This window comes from Ensifer sp. NPDC090286, from assembly GCF_044769565.1.
Classification (GTDB): Bacteria; Pseudomonadota; Alphaproteobacteria; order Rhizobiales; family Rhizobiaceae; genus Ensifer.
Genome location: NZ_JBIVYF010000004.1, coordinates 355,219 through 372,167, shown reverse-complemented (window position 1 = coordinate 372,167; position 16,949 = coordinate 355,219). Strand labels below are relative to the sequence as shown.

Annotated in this window: 12 protein-coding genes and 1 pseudogene; 6 read left to right on the top strand and 7 right to left on the bottom strand. The window is 62.0% G+C overall.

All coding sequences use genetic code 11. The features are described 5' to 3' along the window. Positions 1-405: 405 nt before the first annotated feature. Entirely contained in the window at positions 406-1,611 is a 1,206-nt protein-coding gene (locus ACIQUG_RS22355; RefSeq protein WP_402324176.1) for an MFS transporter, read from the bottom strand. Between the two features lie 345 nt (positions 1,612-1,956). Here ACIQUG_RS22355 and ACIQUG_RS22350 point away from each other — a divergent pair, with 345 nt between their 5' ends. After that, positions 1,957-2,298 (top strand): hypothetical protein, encoded by a 342-nt coding sequence (locus tag ACIQUG_RS22350; protein WP_402324175.1) that lies wholly within the window; start codon positions 1,957-1,959, stop codon positions 2,296-2,298. A gap of 492 nt (positions 2,299-2,790) precedes the next feature. Then, positions 2,791-3,141, top strand: a complete 351-nt coding sequence (locus ACIQUG_RS22345; RefSeq protein ID WP_402324630.1) for a substrate-binding domain-containing protein — start codon at positions 2,791-2,793, stop codon at positions 3,139-3,141. Between the two features lie 256 nt (positions 3,142-3,397). On the opposite strand, the gene ACIQUG_RS22340 is transcribed toward ACIQUG_RS22345, so the two are convergent. From ACIQUG_RS22340 to ACIQUG_RS22315, 6 genes are all read right to left on the bottom strand, one after another. Further along, positions 3,398-4,198, bottom strand: a complete 801-nt coding sequence (locus ACIQUG_RS22340; RefSeq protein ID WP_402324174.1) for a M55 family metallopeptidase — start codon at positions 4,196-4,198, stop codon at positions 3,398-3,400. A 366-nt stretch (positions 4,199-4,564) separates the two neighbouring features. Then, positions 4,565-5,659 carry an aminotransferase class I/II-fold pyridoxal phosphate-dependent enzyme gene (locus ACIQUG_RS22335; protein ID WP_402324173.1) on the bottom strand — a complete coding sequence of 365 codons (1,095 nt, stop codon included), beginning with the start codon at positions 5,657-5,659 and terminating at the stop codon, positions 4,565-4,567. Between the two features lie 7 nt (positions 5,660-5,666). Beyond that, positions 5,667-7,340, bottom strand: a complete 1,674-nt coding sequence (locus tag ACIQUG_RS22330; protein ID WP_402324172.1) for a serine hydrolase domain-containing protein — start codon at positions 7,338-7,340, stop codon at positions 5,667-5,669. Positions 7,341-7,375: 35 nt separating this feature from the next. Then, the gene (locus ACIQUG_RS22325; RefSeq protein WP_402324171.1) at positions 7,376-8,248 is read right to left on the bottom strand and encodes an ABC transporter permease; all 873 of its coding nucleotides are present in this window, start codon (positions 8,246-8,248) and stop codon (positions 7,376-7,378) included. Then, a complete protein-coding gene (locus tag ACIQUG_RS22320; RefSeq protein ID WP_402324169.1) occupies positions 8,245-9,282 on the bottom strand; it encodes an ABC transporter permease in 1,038 nt (345 codons plus the stop codon). Before ACIQUG_RS22320 ends, ACIQUG_RS22325 begins: the two co-directional genes overlap by 4 nt. A gap of 76 nt (positions 9,283-9,358) precedes the next feature. Continuing rightward, complete coding sequence (locus tag ACIQUG_RS22315) at positions 9,359-11,287, bottom strand: ABC transporter substrate-binding protein (RefSeq protein WP_402324168.1); 1,929 nt, start codon at positions 11,285-11,287, stop codon at positions 9,359-9,361. Between the two features lie 124 nt (positions 11,288-11,411). Between ACIQUG_RS22315 and ACIQUG_RS22310 the strand changes: the two genes are divergently transcribed. The 4 genes and pseudogenes from ACIQUG_RS22310 to ACIQUG_RS22295 all read left to right on the top strand — a co-directional run bounded on the left by ACIQUG_RS22310 (position 11,412) and on the right by ACIQUG_RS22295 (position 16,677). Continuing rightward, complete coding sequence (locus tag ACIQUG_RS22310; RefSeq protein ID WP_402324167.1) at positions 11,412-12,365, top strand: LysR family transcriptional regulator; 954 nt, start codon at positions 11,412-11,414, stop codon at positions 12,363-12,365. A gap of 267 nt (positions 12,366-12,632) precedes the next feature. After that, a pseudogene (locus ACIQUG_RS22305) lies at positions 12,633-14,512 on the top strand (ABC transporter ATP-binding protein). Positions 14,513-14,553: 41 nt separating this feature from the next. Beyond that, complete coding sequence (locus tag ACIQUG_RS22300) at positions 14,554-15,780, top strand: alanine racemase (protein ID WP_402324166.1); 1,227 nt, start codon at positions 14,554-14,556, stop codon at positions 15,778-15,780. A 216-nt stretch (positions 15,781-15,996) separates the two neighbouring features. Beyond that, positions 15,997-16,677 carry a type 1 glutamine amidotransferase domain-containing protein gene (locus ACIQUG_RS22295; RefSeq protein ID WP_402324165.1) on the top strand — a complete coding sequence of 227 codons (681 nt, stop codon included), beginning with the start codon at positions 15,997-15,999 and terminating at the stop codon, positions 16,675-16,677. The last annotated feature ends 272 nt before the right edge of the window (positions 16,678-16,949 follow it).

The window sequence follows — 16,949 nt, the reverse complement described above, 5'->3', positions numbered from 1 at the left end:
GCGAAACGTCAGTGAAGTAAAGGAAGCCGGGCGGCAGGTGCGTGAAGAGGCGGAGGGAGCAGCTCCCGGCCCCTCAAAGTTCACGAAGACCCGGTTGTGACGTCGAACTCCGCGGCCAAAGGGCATGATACGCACGACGACCAGGGCTCCCCAGGGCCGCTCGCGGACCTACCCGGTGGTTTGCCGGCCCCCACCAACGCTGCGCTCGTCGCGGCAGCGGCCACGGCAAGCGCTGGATAAGGTCCCGCGGCACCTGGCCGATCGCATCGAACGGTTCGCAAGCCAACGGCATGACCAAGCAAGAGGTGGAACTCTGCACCATCCTGACAACGCCCGTTGCAGTTGCGCCACAAATGGACATCCGTTGATATGGACGAATAGAGTTTGCTGGCCGGCTCAACGACATCACGCAACGCGGTTGGCTTTTGCAAGCGTTCGATCCTCGTCACCTGTCCCGGAAGACTTGCGGATGTGTACGGCGCCGGCCGCTCTGAATGCCACGGCGGCCGTCATCAGCGCGAGTGCCGCGATCACCGCTGCGCCCACCGGCAATGCGGCGATGTCGTAGCGGACAAGGAAACCGCCGACGATCGTTCCCAGTCCGACGCCAACATGCATTGCCGAAAAATTCAGGCTGATGCCGGCTTCGGCTGTTTCCGGTCCGGTCGAGATCAAAAAGCGCTGCACGACGGGCGAAATCATCCAGCTGATGCAGGCCCAAACCATCATGACGGCGAACAACGGCCCGGGGCTGCCTTTGAGCAAGGGGAGCCCTGCAAGCGCCGCGAGATAGGCCGACGGCGTCAACAGGAGGGCTGCGCGCGGTGACAACCTGTCTGCAAGCCACCCCCCGAAATATCCACCGCTTACGCCTGCTATTCCCAACGCGGCGAAGCCAAGAGCGACATTCCCGTCCGCGATGCCGGCAACCTCGACGAGATAGGGCGCGAGAAAGGCAAAGAGAACGAAGTGCCCGCCAATCATCAAGATGGAGACCAGCTGCCCGGCGGCGAGAGGGGCCGATCTCAAATGCTTGAGATATCCAGGTAGCGCGACCTCGCGGAGGCCGGAGGCGGGAATGCAGCGCCAGCTCACCATCCACACGGTGAAAGCAAGTGCGGCGAGCGCAAGAAAGACCCCTCGCCAACCGGTTACGTCCGCTATCAAGATGCCTGCCGGAACGCCGAGCACCAACGACCCGCTGATCCCCATGAACATAATCCCGATCGCCCGCCCTTGCATGCTCTCATCTGCGAGTTCCGTCGCAAGCATTGTTGCCAGCAGGCACACGGTCGCGCTCGCCGCAGCCATCCCGATACGAGTAAGAAGCATGATCGCGAAATTCGGGCTCGCGGCCGCGGCAAAGGTGCTCAGGATGAAGAGGCCGAGCGCTGCAAGGAACAAGCGTCTGCGATCAATCCGTTTCGTCAGGACGAGCGCAAGAGGCGCCGTGACCGCAAAGACGATGGAAAAGACGGCGGTCAGTTGACCCGCAAGCGCCAACGACACAGCGAGACCGCCGGCTACTTCGGGAAGGATCCCGACAATGATGTTCTCCGCCGTCCCCGTCACAAAGGTTGCGAAGGCCAGCAAGATGACGACGGGATTCATGCGTTTCACCCTCCAAACATGACGACCCATGTTGGGTGGCGAATAGCCGGCCCGACACGGAAAGACGTGTCGGGTTTCGAGGCAAAGCTTCGGTTATCCCTTAACGGCACGACTAACACGCCATTGGGAAAGCGGAAAGCCTTTTCGGTGCCATGACTGCAGGTCGACGCCCAGGCGGGCCACTGGCCAGTCGCCAAGCTATAGGGCATCGAACTCCATGCGGGGATGCGCGATCGTCCGGATAGAAAATATTCGGCACCATGAATGCCGCAAGTTTCGCGCTCACCACATCTGCGATGTGTTTCGGGCATGATTTGCGCGAACGGAACATCAATGGGCGGGAACATGGAGCGCGACGAAACCACCGAGCTGACGCAAACGCTCCTCCAAAGCCTTTCGGTGATTGCCGAAAGTGACGATCAAACACGGCTTCGGATCAAAAATACCTATCAATCCGGTCTTATGCTTTCAGCCCATCTCGCCCTGACGGGCGATGATGCGCGCCCGGGTATCCGAACCTGTCTTGCGTGGTATCGGGCAGCAAGCGAGGCAAACGAGGCCGCTTCCGTCGGCTGGCTGCTCGCTGCAATCGACGAGCGGATCAACGCGCGCGATCTGCGGGACTGGCAAGCCCTGCAGAAGCTGCTTGATGACGCTCACGACTGTCTGACGCCCACGCATCACTAGACGATAGCACAGCCACCGATTCTAAAACCCGCCGAGCGAGGCCGCTCGCGGCGACAAGCGGTCGATGTGGAAAGCAGGCCGGGCCCGCACGTGAAGCTCTCCGACACATTCTGGCGTGGCCTACGAAAGGGGTGATCATAGCCCACGGTCCGCCGATCACCGATGACGGGCAAGCCTTCCTGCGCAGTGCGTTTCACTGGTTAACTGGCCAAGGGTGAACTTCGAACGCGATCCGGCGACGGGGATCTGTTCCGTCATGATGGGCAGTCCACCTCCTGAGGCGCCGTGGGAAGCGCGGCGCAAACTCCCACCTCGGTGTCGACCGATTTCAGGCGGGAGTAAATTGTAGGACGGCCAGCGTGATCTCGCGGCAGCAACGTGACGTCAATCGGTCGCCCGACCCCGTTCTAAAGATAACGGTGATCGCGTCCTCAAGGGCTTGTGACAGGCCGGAGACATTTAGTCCAACAATAGTCAGAAAATTCGTACGTTATTGCGAGCGCTTGCGTCGGCCATACGAAGAATGCGCCCGATGCAGCCCGTACATTTTACGGCCCGCGAACACCGAGACTTGATACAATTGCCGTCGGTGTTCTCAGGGCTTTGACGGAACGTGGTCTGCGCGTCCCGCAAGACATCGCCCTTGCCGGCTTCGACGACCTTCCCATCGCGTCGATGCTCACGCCCTCTCTCACCACGGTTAGACATGACCCGAGCCAGCATGCCGCGCTGGCCGCGGATATGCTTGTGCGCCAGATCCATCGAAAAGCTGTAACCGAACGACAGGTTGAAATCGCTCCAGAGCTGGTGATCCGCGAGTCCTGCGGTCGGCTATCGGATTGATCGAAACAGCCGCGGGTTGACGCAAGATTTTCACGTCGGCGAGCATTTCTGTCGATACCTATGCCGCTCTAACAGGAACATAGCGTGTCGAGCGTTGTCGTCGCACCCAATTTGGCCGCGCCGACGTTACGCCCCAGATCGCCGCACGTTGGACGACATCGCGCGGATCAGCGCTTCTCAGTTGCAAGCTCTATGGCTGGAGCGGAGGGTCGAAGGCCTCTGGTGCACGGAAAACTGCAACCGAAACGCGACCTGATCAAGCTTTCAGGAAAACCAGCGCGCGCAAGATCTCGGCAAAATCCGCATGCTTGAAGGCAACGGCGCGAGGACCGTGCGCATAGGCTCCGGGATACCAGCCGGCACGATAGGCATCTGTCGGATTGTTGAACTCGATCACCACTTCGTAGCGCTCGGCCCTGGACGGCAGCACCTGAGAAAAATCGCCGGACAGCGCTTCTGCTACGCCTTCACGAATAAGCCGGCGCGACCAGGCAGGCGAGATCGACGTCGTAGAACGACCTTTACCCTCCAGTGTTTCCACGGACTTCAGCCCCGGCACCATCGCCCGGGCGTCGGAGCATATACCGGCATCGCCGGCAAGGAAGACCGACGGTACGCCGTAACCGGCGGCGCAGAGCGCGTTGACGCTGAATTCCGAGGCGACCTCGCCGTTCAGAAGCAGGCGCGAGATGCGCATGGTGGAGGTATGGGCGAGCGGATTTGCCTCGCTGCCGGCTTTGGAGTGATAGCCCGTATAGATCGCGGCCGCGAAGCCGGCATCGAGGCCGAACATCATCGCATCAGGATGGCCGGACCAGCCGCGCACGATGCGGACATAGTCCGGCAGGCGGTCGAGAATGAGGTTGCGGCCGCTGTCATGGGCGTCTTTCACCATGACTTCGGTCGCACCGGCGGCACGCGCGCCCTCGCAGGCGGCGACTACCTCGGCGGTCATCAGGGCGCGAAATTCGGTCCAGTCGGCATGGGTGCGCTCGGCTTCGTCCCATTGCGCAATGCCTGCGGTGCCTTCGATGTCAGCGGAAATGAAGACTTTCATGGGTAGGTTCCTCTATCGGTCAATCGGGAAGAGCGGGATAGATGCGGTCGTTTCAGGCAGGCATCACGAAGGCCAACACCCGCGCTCGGCGCCCCGCAACCGCAGGGCTTCAGCGGCCACTTGGGCAGACTTGTTATCGGCGAGGCACGCGTGACTGGTAACCGGCGATTTGCATGTCGTTGGGACGGAACATTGGTCAAGCTCCCCACCACAGGCCAATTCAATTTGCGCAAAACTCCATGCAAAAATCGCCTAACCCCTGAAATTTCAATTTGTTATGGATACCCTCTCACGAACAGACGGGCACGCACGATCGGTAGCGCGATGCCGCCGACGCCAAAGTCGGCGGCATCGCCACACGCAGTTCTAGAGAAGCTCGCCCATCGACTGCAGGAGCCGATCGATCTGATCGGTCGTGTGCTCGGAAAACACCGCAAGCCGCATGGTCGCGACATCGGACGCGTCGGAATAGCCACCAGGCTGCTGCACCCTGACAATGATATCGCGCTCCGCAAGGCGATCGCGCAGCTGTTCGAGGTCGGTGACGCCCTTGATGGTGACGATCGGTACCGGCGTGTCGGCAACGTCGAACCCGAGGCTCCGCAACCCGCAGCGCACATGCTTGACGTTGCGAACGAGATTGGCGCGCTTTTGCGGTGTCGCCTGCAGAACGCGCAACGATGCCGCGGCAGCGGCTGCAAGCCCCGGTGGCGCCGGCGAGGCGCCACGCATGATCATGGCATTTCCCGCGATCTTGGCAGCCAGATCCGCACTGCCGGGAACGATGCCGCCGAGCGCGCCGAACGCCTTGCTCATCGTGCCGGCGAGATAGTTGCCCTCGCCTTCGAGACCCGCGTGCTGCAGCGATCCGCGGCCGGTCTCACCAAGAACGCCGACGCCGTGGGAATCGTCGATGCAGAGCAGCGCGCCATCATAGGGGGTCATGGCCTGCCGATAATCCCCAAGTGGCGCCAGCCGCCCGGACGACGGAAAGACGCCGTCGGTCAGCACCGCCGGTCGCTCGCCCGCCTTCACATACAGCGACAGTTGCGCAGCAAGATCCTCCGGATCGGCATGTCGAAACTCATGAACCCGCTTGCCGAGCGTCGGGATCGCGTCACGGGTGCTGTAATGCGTTGCGGAATCCATCAGGATGACATCGAATTCGTCGCGCAGCCCCTGCAGCAACACCATGGGGCTGGTGTAGCCGGAGATCATGTAGACGACCTCCTCCGTGCCGAACCAGTCGCGCAACCGCTCCTGCAAATCGGCATAGACCTGCATATGGGCAAGTGTCCCCGGACCCATGCCGTAGCGCCTCGTCGCTTCGCAGGCCGCCTCGATCACCTCGGAGTGGCCATGCAGGCAGAAGTACGACGTTCCGCAATAATAGTCGACCTCGCGCCCGCCGATGAACATGCGGGCGCCAAGAGGTGACTCCATCTTGATTGGAGGGGTCATGATTGGGTCACGCAGCTTCGGCTTGAGACGGGCTGCGTCGCTCCAGGAACATCGGGCCGACGCGGATGCCGCGCTTGCCGTTGTCGTCGACGGCGTCGAGCTCGAGGATCTCGTCTTCGTAAAGCCGCCCGTGCATGCGGAAGCGTCCCTCCTCGACCGGCTCGCATGTGTGGGTGCAGAAGTACTCGATCAGGCACTTCAGCCCGCCGTGGCTGTAGGTCAGGTAGGTGATGTTGAAGTCCGGCCCGTATTCGCCGAGATGCGGCGCAATGGCATCGGGCACAGTCTCATCCTCGGGCGTCTCTATGCGTGTCCAGCTTGTATCCCGCCAGACGAGCTTGCCGGCTGCCGGGAAGGAGAGGTTCATGTGGGCATAGTCCGCACCGCGCCCGTAGATACGACCGTCGATGACGAAATCGTTGCCGGCAACCGGACGGATCTGGTGCGGTACGCCCTCGCCCATCAAGTAGATCTTGCCGCCCTTGGACTTGACCTCGACAATCTCTTGCGTCGCATCGTCCCGGTAGTAGCCCGGAAGCGTCTCGAACTGCGCTTCCGTAATTTCCGGCGGACGCTGTGTCCGCTCCGGCATCTTGCCCATCTTGCGTTCGGCAAGGACAATTCGCACACCTTCGACACCGAGCCGCGAGGCGATCTGGTTGGCGAAGTCGAGGGTCGCGAAGATCAGCACGCCGACGCCGGCTGACGGCAGCAGCATCATCTGCGAGGCGTAGCCGTAAACCGCGCCGCCATGGCCGACGGAAGTCCAGCCGTCAACTTCGCCTGCGCCAAAGCACAGGCCATAACCGGCGAGCGTCTTGTCGCCACCCGGACGCTTGCCGAACGGCGTCCACATTTCGCGCAGCGACGCCGGCGAGATGATGGAATTGCCCTCGGCATCGAAGCCTCCGCGCAGCAGGCATTGGGCGTAGCGCGCCATGTCGCCGGTGGTGGAGAAGATGTTGCCGGCCGGCGACCCGCCGAGGCTGAACACCGGCGCCGGCGTGTCGCCGTCGAGCGTCCACATGTCGGCAGGTGCCAGCCGCTCGCGAATGCCGGGCGCCATGCCGCAGGAGGAACTGTCCATACCGAGCGGTTTCAGGATGTTGGCAGCGACATAGTCGGAATAGCTCTGGCCTGTGACGACCTCGATCACCCGGCCAACGACGGCGATGCCGGCGTTGGAATAGTGCATCACGCCAATGCTCGGATCCTGCTTCAGGACGGAGGTTGCCAGCTCGTTGACCGTGTCTTCGAGCGGAGGACGGGTTGCGTCGAGATAGTGGCCACTCTTCGGTTCGCGCACGAGGCCCGCCGTATGGGTCATCAGCTTGCGCAGGCTAATGACCGAGCCGTAGGGCCCGCCCTCGGCACCGGCGAACGGGTTCTCCGGCTTGAAGCCGGGCAGATAGGTCGAGACGTCGACATCGATATCGACAAGGCCCTTTTCGACCAATTGCATGATCGCGAGCGACGTGAAGGTCTTGGTGATCGAGCCGATACGGAAGCACGTGTCCTTGCCCATGTGGAAATGGCGGTCATGGCGCTGGACATGGCCTTCGGCAAGCACACCGTCGCGGTCGACGAGGGCGTAGGAGATCGACGGGATCGCCTTATCCTCGACCTCGTACCGGATCAGGTCCTCGAATAGCTCGATGGAAGCAGCAGACAGAGGGGACATGGAAAATGCTCCTTGGGTCGTAAAGGGATTGGGTCTCAATAGGCGTGGCGCGGGTCGAGCATGTCGCGCAGCGCATCGCCGACCAGGTTCCACGACAGCACGAACAGGAAGACGGCCGCACCGGGGAAGGCCAGCGTGTACCAGAACTGGAAGGGATTGCCGGGCTGACCGACGATCCAGTTGCGCGAATAGGCGATGAACTGGCCCCAGTCGGCATACCCTTCTTCGGTGCCGACGCCGAGGAAGCTGAGCGCCGAGGCGGACAGCACCATGGAACCGGTCGCCATCGTCGCGAGCACCAGCACCGGGAACATGGCGTTCGGCAGGATATGCAGCACGATCAGCCTGAGATCGCTGGCGCCATAGCTCCTGGCTGCGTGGATGTAATCCATCTCGCGGATCCTCAGGATCTCGCTTCGAACGATACGGGCATAACTCATCCAGCCGAATGTCGTGAGCGCGATCGTGATGGGCACGATGCCTTTGCCGAGCAACGCCGTCAGCACCATGGCGGCGATCAGGAAGGGTACGGCCATGAACACGTCGACGATGCGCATCAGCACTTCCTCGACGACGCCGCCGTAGTAGGCCGCGACAGCGCCGACGACCGTGCCGATGAGCACGGAGATCGCCACGACCCCGAGCCCGATCTTGAAGGCCGTGCGCGTACCCCAGACGACGCCATAGAAGATGTCGTACTGACCCTGGGTCGTGCCAAACACGGCCTCCGGCGAAGGCGGTTGCGGCGTCGCCAGGAAACCCGCGCGCGGCGTGTCGTAGGGCGAAAGCTGGAAGCTCTGCGGCGGTGCCAAGACGGGGGCGAAGACGGCGATCAGCACGAAAGCGAGCAGGATCACGACGCCAAACAGCGACACCGGATTGCGTGCGAGGTAGCGAAGAAACTTCATTGCGTCTTCACCCTCGGGTCAAGCAACGGATAGATGAGATCGACGACCAGGTTCATCAGCACCAGGACGACTGCGAAATAGAGGCCGAAGCCGAGAACTGCAGGAAAGTCGAGATTGGCGGCGGTCTTGGCGGCGAACTGGCCGAGGCCGGCATAGTCGAAGATGGTCTCGGTGATGACCACGCCGCCCATCATCACGGCGAGTTCCATGCCGGCGATGGTTGCGAGTGGCAGAAGCGCGTTGCGTCTGGCGTGATGCAATTCGACGACGCGGCGCGGCAGTCCCTTGGCGCGGGCGGTGCGCACGTAGTCCTGGCGCAGCGTTTCCAGCATCGAGGTGCGCATCACCCGCGTCATGCTGGCGACGTTGACATAGGTCAGCGTGATGACGGGCGCCGCAAGGTGGCGAAGTGCATCGCCGAAGATCGCCAGGTTACCGTTCAAGAGGGCATCTATGGTGTTGGCGCCGGTGTAGCGAACGAAGTCGCTTGAACTGACGATGGTCTGGGCCCACTGGCTGAGCCGGCCGGGCGGGAACCAGTCAAGCGCCGAATAGAAGATCAGCAGCATCAGCAGGCCGAAGACGTAGACCGGAAAAGACCAGCCAAGAATGGTGAAGATGCGGATGACATGGTCCGGCCAGCGGTTGAGATAGATGCCGGCGCGCGAACCGAGGTAGACGGCGAGCAGCAGACAGGGCACGAAGGCCAGCACGACCAGCTCCAGCGTCGCCGGAAACAGCGACATCAGCGCCGTCGACACCGGCTGGCGGGCGGTCTCGGACCAGCCGAGATTGCCGCTGAGAACGCCGCCGATCCAGCGGCCGTACTGGAGGTAGAAGGGATCGTTCAGCCCGTACTGCTCGATCATCCGGCGAATGCTTTCCTGACCGCCCTTGAGATAATCGGGCGACGGTGCGTAGGCCGCCAGTCTCTGTGTCGGCGAAAGCGACATCTGCAGTGCGAAGATCATCAACGACAGCGCGAAGAGGACGATCGGCAGCATCATCAATCGTCTGAGTGCATAGTTCAGCACGGCTCACACATTCCGATTTCAGGGAAAATGAAACAAGGGCTACCGGGCGGGATCGCCACCCGGCAGCCCTGGCCAATCAGTCGTTGGCCTTGGTGACCGGGTAGAAGTCCCACGCACCGTAGAGGATCATGTTGTCGACATAACCATCGATATTGCTGCGGGTGACGACGTAGCCGAAGTCTTCCCAGAGGAACTGGGTGGTGGCGTATTCGTAAGACATTTCCTGCAGCTTGGCGTAGATCGGCTCGCGCACGGCGGGGTCGACCGAGGCCCAGGCTTCGTCCAAGAGCGGTTTGAACTTCTCCGCCATCAGGTCGCGGTAGCCCTGGCCGACCATGCCGCCGACGAGACCCGTGGGCGAAAGATAGTAGCTGGCGGCACCGAGCGGACCGCCCGGATCGGAATAGTCAGGTCCCCAACCCATCACCGTCAGGGGTGCTGCCGGCTTTTCGCGGTTGTTGAGCTTGTCCGAGACGGAGGCCCAGGGCAGCGCCTGGATCTGCATCTTGAACTTCGGATTGATGCGCGACAGACCCTGCTGCAGCGCGGAAAGTGCGGCGGTCAGCTGCGGATTGCCTTCGGTCACATAGGCGGTGAAGGCAAAGCCTGTGTCCCAGAGCTTACCGCCGAACGCCTTCTTGAAGTGTTCTTCGGCCTTGGCGGGATCATAGCTGTAGACAGGTGAATCCGGCCGGTAGCCCATGATGCCGCGAACGGTCGGGCCGCGCGACTGCACGGTCTTGTTGAGCAGCACCTGGGTCAACAGCGCATCGTAGTTCTGGGCGTAGTTGAAGCCCTTGCGCACGTCGATGTCGGCAAAGAAGTCCGGGGGAATGCCGGCACCGTCCAGCTTACCACTGCCGATTGCCGGATTGTCGTTGTCGTCGAGCGGCCAGGCAAAGAAGGCGCCGCGCGAAAATACCTTCTGCAGGCCGTCAATGACTTTCACGCCTTCGGTCTTGCTGAGTTCGTCGATGAACTCGACCGGGGCGGTGACGAAATCGGCGTCACCGGACAGAAGCTGCAGGCGCCGCGTCGTCCATTCCGGCACGGTGCGCATGACCACGCGCTCAAGCTTGGCGGGGCCCATGAAGTAATTATCGAAGCGTTTCAGGGTGATGCGCCGGTCGGTCCGGTCCCATTCCTCGAGCATGAACGGTCCGGTGCCGTTTTCTTCGGCAAACAGCGGATTGGCGCCAAGTTCCGGTCGGTAATAGGCCTTCCAAGTGTCGCCGGAACCGTCCCAGCCGCCGACAGATGCAACCCATTCCTTGTCGACAACCGAGGTGCCGAAGGGCAGCGCGATCACGCCGAGCGTCGCCGGAAACGACTTCGGCAGTTTCAGCGTGACATTATCGCCGTCGACGACGATCTGCGAGGCGAGCTGGTCATAGACCTTGCGCAAAACCTCGGGGCTGGCGTCATTGATGGATTTGACCTCGCCTTCGGTCTCAACCCACTTGGCGATGTCGGTGTATTTGCCGGCGGTAATCACTTCGGTGATCGCGTTCGACATCCACGACTGCCCCTGGAGGATGGCGCGCAGCAGCGAATACCGCACGTCCTCCGGCGTGATCTGGCCATAGCCAGGCTCGATCGTCGCCTTTTGGGCGTCGGTCAGCTTGTCGTAGTACTCCCAGGTGACTTTGCCGTCAGCGCCCTTGATCCCGACCTTGTGGGCGAGAACGCCTTTGCGGATGGGGAAGGTGTAGCTGACGGAGCCATCGGCCGCCTGCTTGATGAGGCCGTTTTCGAGCGACGGTACTTCGGTCGAGAGCGACGGCACGAACTCGGAAATCTTCGAGCCGTTGAAGTTCAACAGGCGGCTGTAGATGTTGAGCGAGCCGTAAGAGCTCGGCGTGTTGGCGATATAGGCCGGATCGAACGACTGGATGTCGTCAGTCCACATGAAGACGAAGGTGCCGGGGTTCTTGGTCTCGGCCATAGCGGGCGCAGCCGCGATGCCGAGCCCCAAGCAGAGAGCTAGGGCTAAGGTGCGTTTCATCGTTGTTCCCATTTGGTGGAGGCGGAAGTTTTTCTTCTCGTTATGGGGGAGGCTAGAAGAGCCCTTGCAGGTCTGTCCAATGTGTAATTAGGATAGACTATGCAAAACACGCATGAGGGCCGGCATGGAACTGCAATGGCTTGAAGATTTTCTCGAAATTGCCGCCACGCGGAATTTCTCGACGGCGGCGACGGCACGCAACATTTCGCAGCCTGCCTTCAGTCGCCGCATCAAATCGCTTGAGAACTGGATCGGCGCAGACCTGATCGACCGCAGCACCTATCCTGTTCAATTGACACGGGCGGGAACGATGTTCCTTCCGGGTTGCCAGCGTCTCGTGCGTGAGGCCTACCGGCTGCGCACCGATTGCCGCAACGTCGCGGGCGAAAGCTCGGCCATGCTGACATTTACCTCGCTGCATACGCTGGCGATGTATTTTTTCCCGAGATGGATCGGCTCGCCGCTAATCTCGCGGATGCCGCTTCGCACCAGCATGCATGCCGCCGACTTCCTTGAAAGCATAGATCACCTATGTTCGGGCCAGTGCGATTTTGCCATCACCTATGTGCATCCCGATGGCCCGCCGGTTCTGGAAGGCGGTCCGTTCGAATCCCTGCAGATCGGCAGGGACAGGCTCATCCTCGTGTCGGGAACCGACGAGAGCGGCCGCCCGCTATTCGACATCGACGGGCCTGAAACCACGGAAATTCCCTACCTCGCCTATTCCTGGAGCGACGGTTACATCGGCAAGCTGGCAACGCTCATCCAATCCCGCTGGCGCCGCCCGCTCAACCTCAGCACCGTCTACCAGTCGGGCCTTGCCGACGGCCTGAAGCACATGGCCGTCGCCGGGCGCGGCGTCGCCTGGCTGCCGCAGATCTGCGTGGCGGAAGCCCTGCGCCAAGGCCGCCTCGTCCAGATCGGCGGGCCACAAATGTCGCTCGAAATGGAGATCCGCATCTTCAGGCGCGCCGGCCCTGGTAGCGCCGACAGCGATGCGTTGTGGCAGCATCTCAAGCAATGTGCGGCACTGCCACAGTACAAGAACGGATTCGATGCCGGCATCGACGCCGCCTGAGGCACCGTCATGACCGAAATCGCCCGACCGAGACCGTATGCGAAGACAGGCGACACGATGCAGAAAGCGCATAGTTTCGATTGCCACATTCGCGACACATTGATTTCATTCGGTTTTGTGGGACGGACCGAAGCCGCTCGGATGCCGCCCGGGCACTGACGGTCAACCTCCCAGGGAGTTCTCCACCATCCGAGCATATTGACAGGATGCAACCCCGTTGCGAGACCTGACAGGGCAACGTCCCCTCGAAATCGGGTCCATGTGCTGATGTTCCTGTCTAAATCCGCGCCCCCTGAACTGCCCGAGGATGTCATCCTATCCGTGGAAGACCTTGAGGTTTCCTTCGCGGCCGGCACCCGCTCACAGCTGCGCGCGGTGCGGGGCGTCTCCTTCCGCATCGCGCGTGGCGAGACAGTTGCGCTGGTCGGCGAGTCCGGATCCGGCAAATCGGTGACCGCCATGACGATCATGCGGCTGACCGAATATGACGGCGCGGCGATTACCGGCGGACGGGTGCTGATGCGCTTGAAGGACGGCAAGGTCGCCGACCTTGCGACATTATCGGAAAAGCGGGTCGAAGCCCTTCGCGGCGCGGACATCTCGATCGTGTTCCAGGATCCGATGTCCAGCCTAAACCCGGTCTTTACCGTGGGCGACCAGATTGCCGAAGCGGTGATCCATCACCAGAAAAAGAAACCCGAAGAAGCGCGCCAGATCGCGCTCAACACCCTCAAGCTCGTGCGTGTGCCCGATGCGGAGCGCAGGCTCGACCAGTATCCTCACCAACTCTCCGGCGGCATGCGCCAGCGCGTCATGATCGCCATTGCGCTTGCCTGCCGCCCATCGCTGATGATCCTCGACGAGCCGACGACCGCGCTCGACGTGACCATTCAGGCGCAGATCCTCGATCTGGTTCGCGCCCTCCAGCGCGAAATCGGCATGTCGGTGTTGTTCATTACCCACGACATGGGCGTCGTTGCGGAAGTCGCCGACCGGGTCTGCGTGATGCTCAAGGGTGAAATCGTCGAGACGGGTTCGGTCTACGACATCTTCGCCAAGCCGAAGCATGCCTATACACGCGCCCTGATTTCCGCCGTGCCGCGTCTCGGCAGCATGGCCGACAAGGATGCGCCGGAGAAATTTCCGCTGCTGGTGTTTGAACCGGAGCGGCAGCCCGCGGAGGCGACACAATGAACGCGCCGGCTCATATGACGCAAGCCCCTCGCCCACTCGTCGAGGTGCGAAACCTGGTGACGCGCTTCGATCTCAAGGCCGGGCTGTTCGGCCACGTCTCCGGCCGGGTGCACGCAGTGGAGAACGTCTCCTTCGATATTTTTCCCGGTGAGACCCTGGCGCTGGTCGGTGAATCCGGCTGCGGCAAGTCGACGGTCGCCCGCTCGCTCATGCAGCTCGATCGACCGCGCTCTGGCTCGATCCGCTTTGATGGAACCGAGTTGATCGGCGCGCCGCGCCCTGTCCTCGCGCGGTTTCGGCGCGAAGCGCAGATGATCTTCCAGGATCCGTTTTCTTCGCTCAACCCGCGCATGACGATCGAGCAATCGCTGACGGATCCGATGCGGGTCCACAAGCTGGGTTCGACCAGGGACATGCGCGCCCGCGCCGCCGAACTTCTAGCAAAGGTAGAGCTTTCGCCTGAGCACCTCGAGCGCTATCCGCATGCATTTTCCGGTGGCCAGCGCCAGCGTATCTGTATCGCCCGGGCGCTTGCGCTCAAGCCGCGTCTCATCGTCGCCGACGAGGCGGTCGCTTCGCTGGACGTGACGATCCAGGCACAGGTGATCAACCTCCTCATGGACCTGCAGCGCGAGATGCAGATCGCCCTTCTGTTCATCAGCCACGATATGGCGGTGGTCGAGCGTATCGCTCACCGCGTTGCGGTCATGTATCTCGGCGAAATCGTCGAAATCGGCGATCGCCGCTCGGTCTTCGGCAATCCGCAGCACCCTTATACCCGTAAGCTCCTATCGACCGTGCCGATTGCCGATCCGACACGCCGTCCGGAAGGGCGCCAGCCGATGTCCGACGAAATTCCAAGTGCGGTGCGTGCGCCGGACTTCGTGCCTTCCGAACTGCCGATGCGGCAGATCTCATCGACCCACTACGTGCGCCAGGTCGCAACCGGCTGACAGTAGCCGCGATACGCCATTCCAGATCAGAGTATCCCATCATGAGCACTTTCGAAGTGACGCAACCGGCTGCCAGCGCTGCCGGCCTAGCGGCGACAGATATCAGCGACAGCGCAAGCGGGACTAAGGCCACAGGGTTCCTGCGTCCAGCGGCCGCCGATCAACCGACACCCTATATCGAGGTCGACGAGAAACGGCTCACCCGCAATATCAAGGCCATGCAGCAGCGCGCCGATGCAGCCGGCGTGGCAATGTTTCCGCATGTGAAGACGCACAAGAGCCTCCACATCGCCCGGCAGCAGCTAGCTGCAGGTGCGCGCGGTATCACCGCCTCCAAGCCCAGCGAAGCGCTGGTCTTTGCCGAAGCCGGGATTCCGTCGATCATCCTGGCCTATCCCATCGTCCGCGCGGCGTCGCTTGATCGCCTGTTGCCTGCGGTCAAAGCGCGGGGTGTGGAACTGCGCACGATTACGGCAAGCGAAACAGGTGTCGATGCGCTGTCGGAGGCCGCCAGCCGGCACGGCGTCGAGATCGGCGTGTTCCTCAAGGTCGACGTAGGCCTCGGTCGCGTCGGCCTCAAACCCAATGACCCGGCAGCGCCTGAACTGTGCGCAAGGATCGCCGGCGCCCCCGGCTTGCGATTTGCCGGACTGCTTTCGCATGCCGGACATGCCTACGCCGCTCCGGAGCCGCACGCCCTCGCCACGATCGCCCGCGACGAGGCGGAGGCCCTCGCCGGCCTCGCCGACCGGCTTCGGCAACGCGGGATCGCCGTCGATTGCATTTCCGTCGGCGCAACGCCGACTTGCCTCGGTGCACCGCTGCCCCGGGAAGTCGATTACATCCGCCCCGGCAACTACGTCTTTCTCGACGGCACCGCCCTTCGGCTTGGCATCTGCACCGCCGACGACCTCGCGCTTTCAGTCGTCGCCCGCGTCGTTGCCTCCAACAACACGCACTTCATCATCGACGCCGGTTCGAAATCCATGAGCTCCGATCGCGGCGCACACGGCATGGGTGGCGCAGGGTTTGGCACGATCGTCAGCGCCGAAGGCGATGGCGAGACCGGCCTGTGGACGCTCGAGCGACTGTCCGAAGAACATGGGTTCGTCCCCCATTCCGGGCGCCCCCTGCCGCTGGGCAGCCGCGTACGCGTGTTCCCCAACCATTCCTGTGCCTCGATCGCCAACTTCGACAATTTCGTCCTGGCGCGCGCGGATGGCACCTCAGCCCGCCTGCCGGTCGACGCCCGCAACGGTCAGACGTGAATAGCGCACCGGCCTTGGCGGTCATTTGGGCGGCGATTGATCGCGGCCCGTGAGCGATCTGAAGATCTCGATTCTTTATCCATCATCAAGATGGATTGCTGGTTTCTGCGACCTAGATCTCCCAGATGTCATTGCGACGCCAATGTCAGTGCATCGAGAAGCCGACGCGGCTGATCGGACTTCAAATCTACTCCTCCAGTGCAAAGGATATGATCCATGAAGGTCCTAATGGTCCTCACTTCGCACGACACCCTCGGCAACACCGGCAAGAAGACAGGGTTCTGGCTCGAAGAGCTGGCGGCTCCCTATTACGTCTTTAAGGATGCCGGGGCCGAAATCACCCTTGCATCGCCCAAGGGCGGCCAACCGCCGCTCGACCCGAAGAGCGATGAACCGATGTTCGAGACCGATCTCACTCGTCGCTTCAAGGCTGACCGGGAAGCCAAGGCCCAGCTCGCCGAGACGGTTCGCCTCGACAGCGTCAACCAGGGGGACTTCGACACCGTTTTCTATCCCGGCGGTCACGGTCCGATGTGGGATCTCGCCGAGGACGGAAACTCGATCAGGCTGCTCGAAGCCTTCATTGCGGCGGGCAAGACGATTGCCCTCGTATGCCACGCCCCCGGCGTTCTGCGCCACGTCAAGAAGCCGGACGGCTCACCTTTCGTAAACGGTCGAAGGGTCACCGGTTTTACCAATTCCGAGGAAGCGGCCGTCGGCCTGACAGAGGTCGTGCCCTTCCTGGTGGAAGACGAGTTGCTCGATCTCGGCGCCGTTTTCTCGAAGGTGAAGGACTGGGGCGTTCACGCAGTCGTCGATGGCCGGCTCATCACCGGCCAGAATCCCGCCTCATCTGGCGAAACGGCAAAAGCCCTCCTGGCCGCCTTGAAATCGTGATCGGAGAATGGATCGCCAGAAAGAGCAGCCGCCTTGCCTTCGCTAGAGCAGTGCGCATCGATCTCATCGGTAGACATCATTGCGCTCTCATTGAGAGCATATTGCACATGATGCGAGCCGGTGAGCGATCACGACACGCTCGCTCAAATCTGGCTGCCAGATCCCCGAGCCCACCGGCGTTCAACGGCAGGCCGCGCCCAGTGTGGACTTGGTTACAGGCGGCGCCCTACAAAGGTCCACATCTCTGGGCGCTGTCTTAGCCATATGCCTGC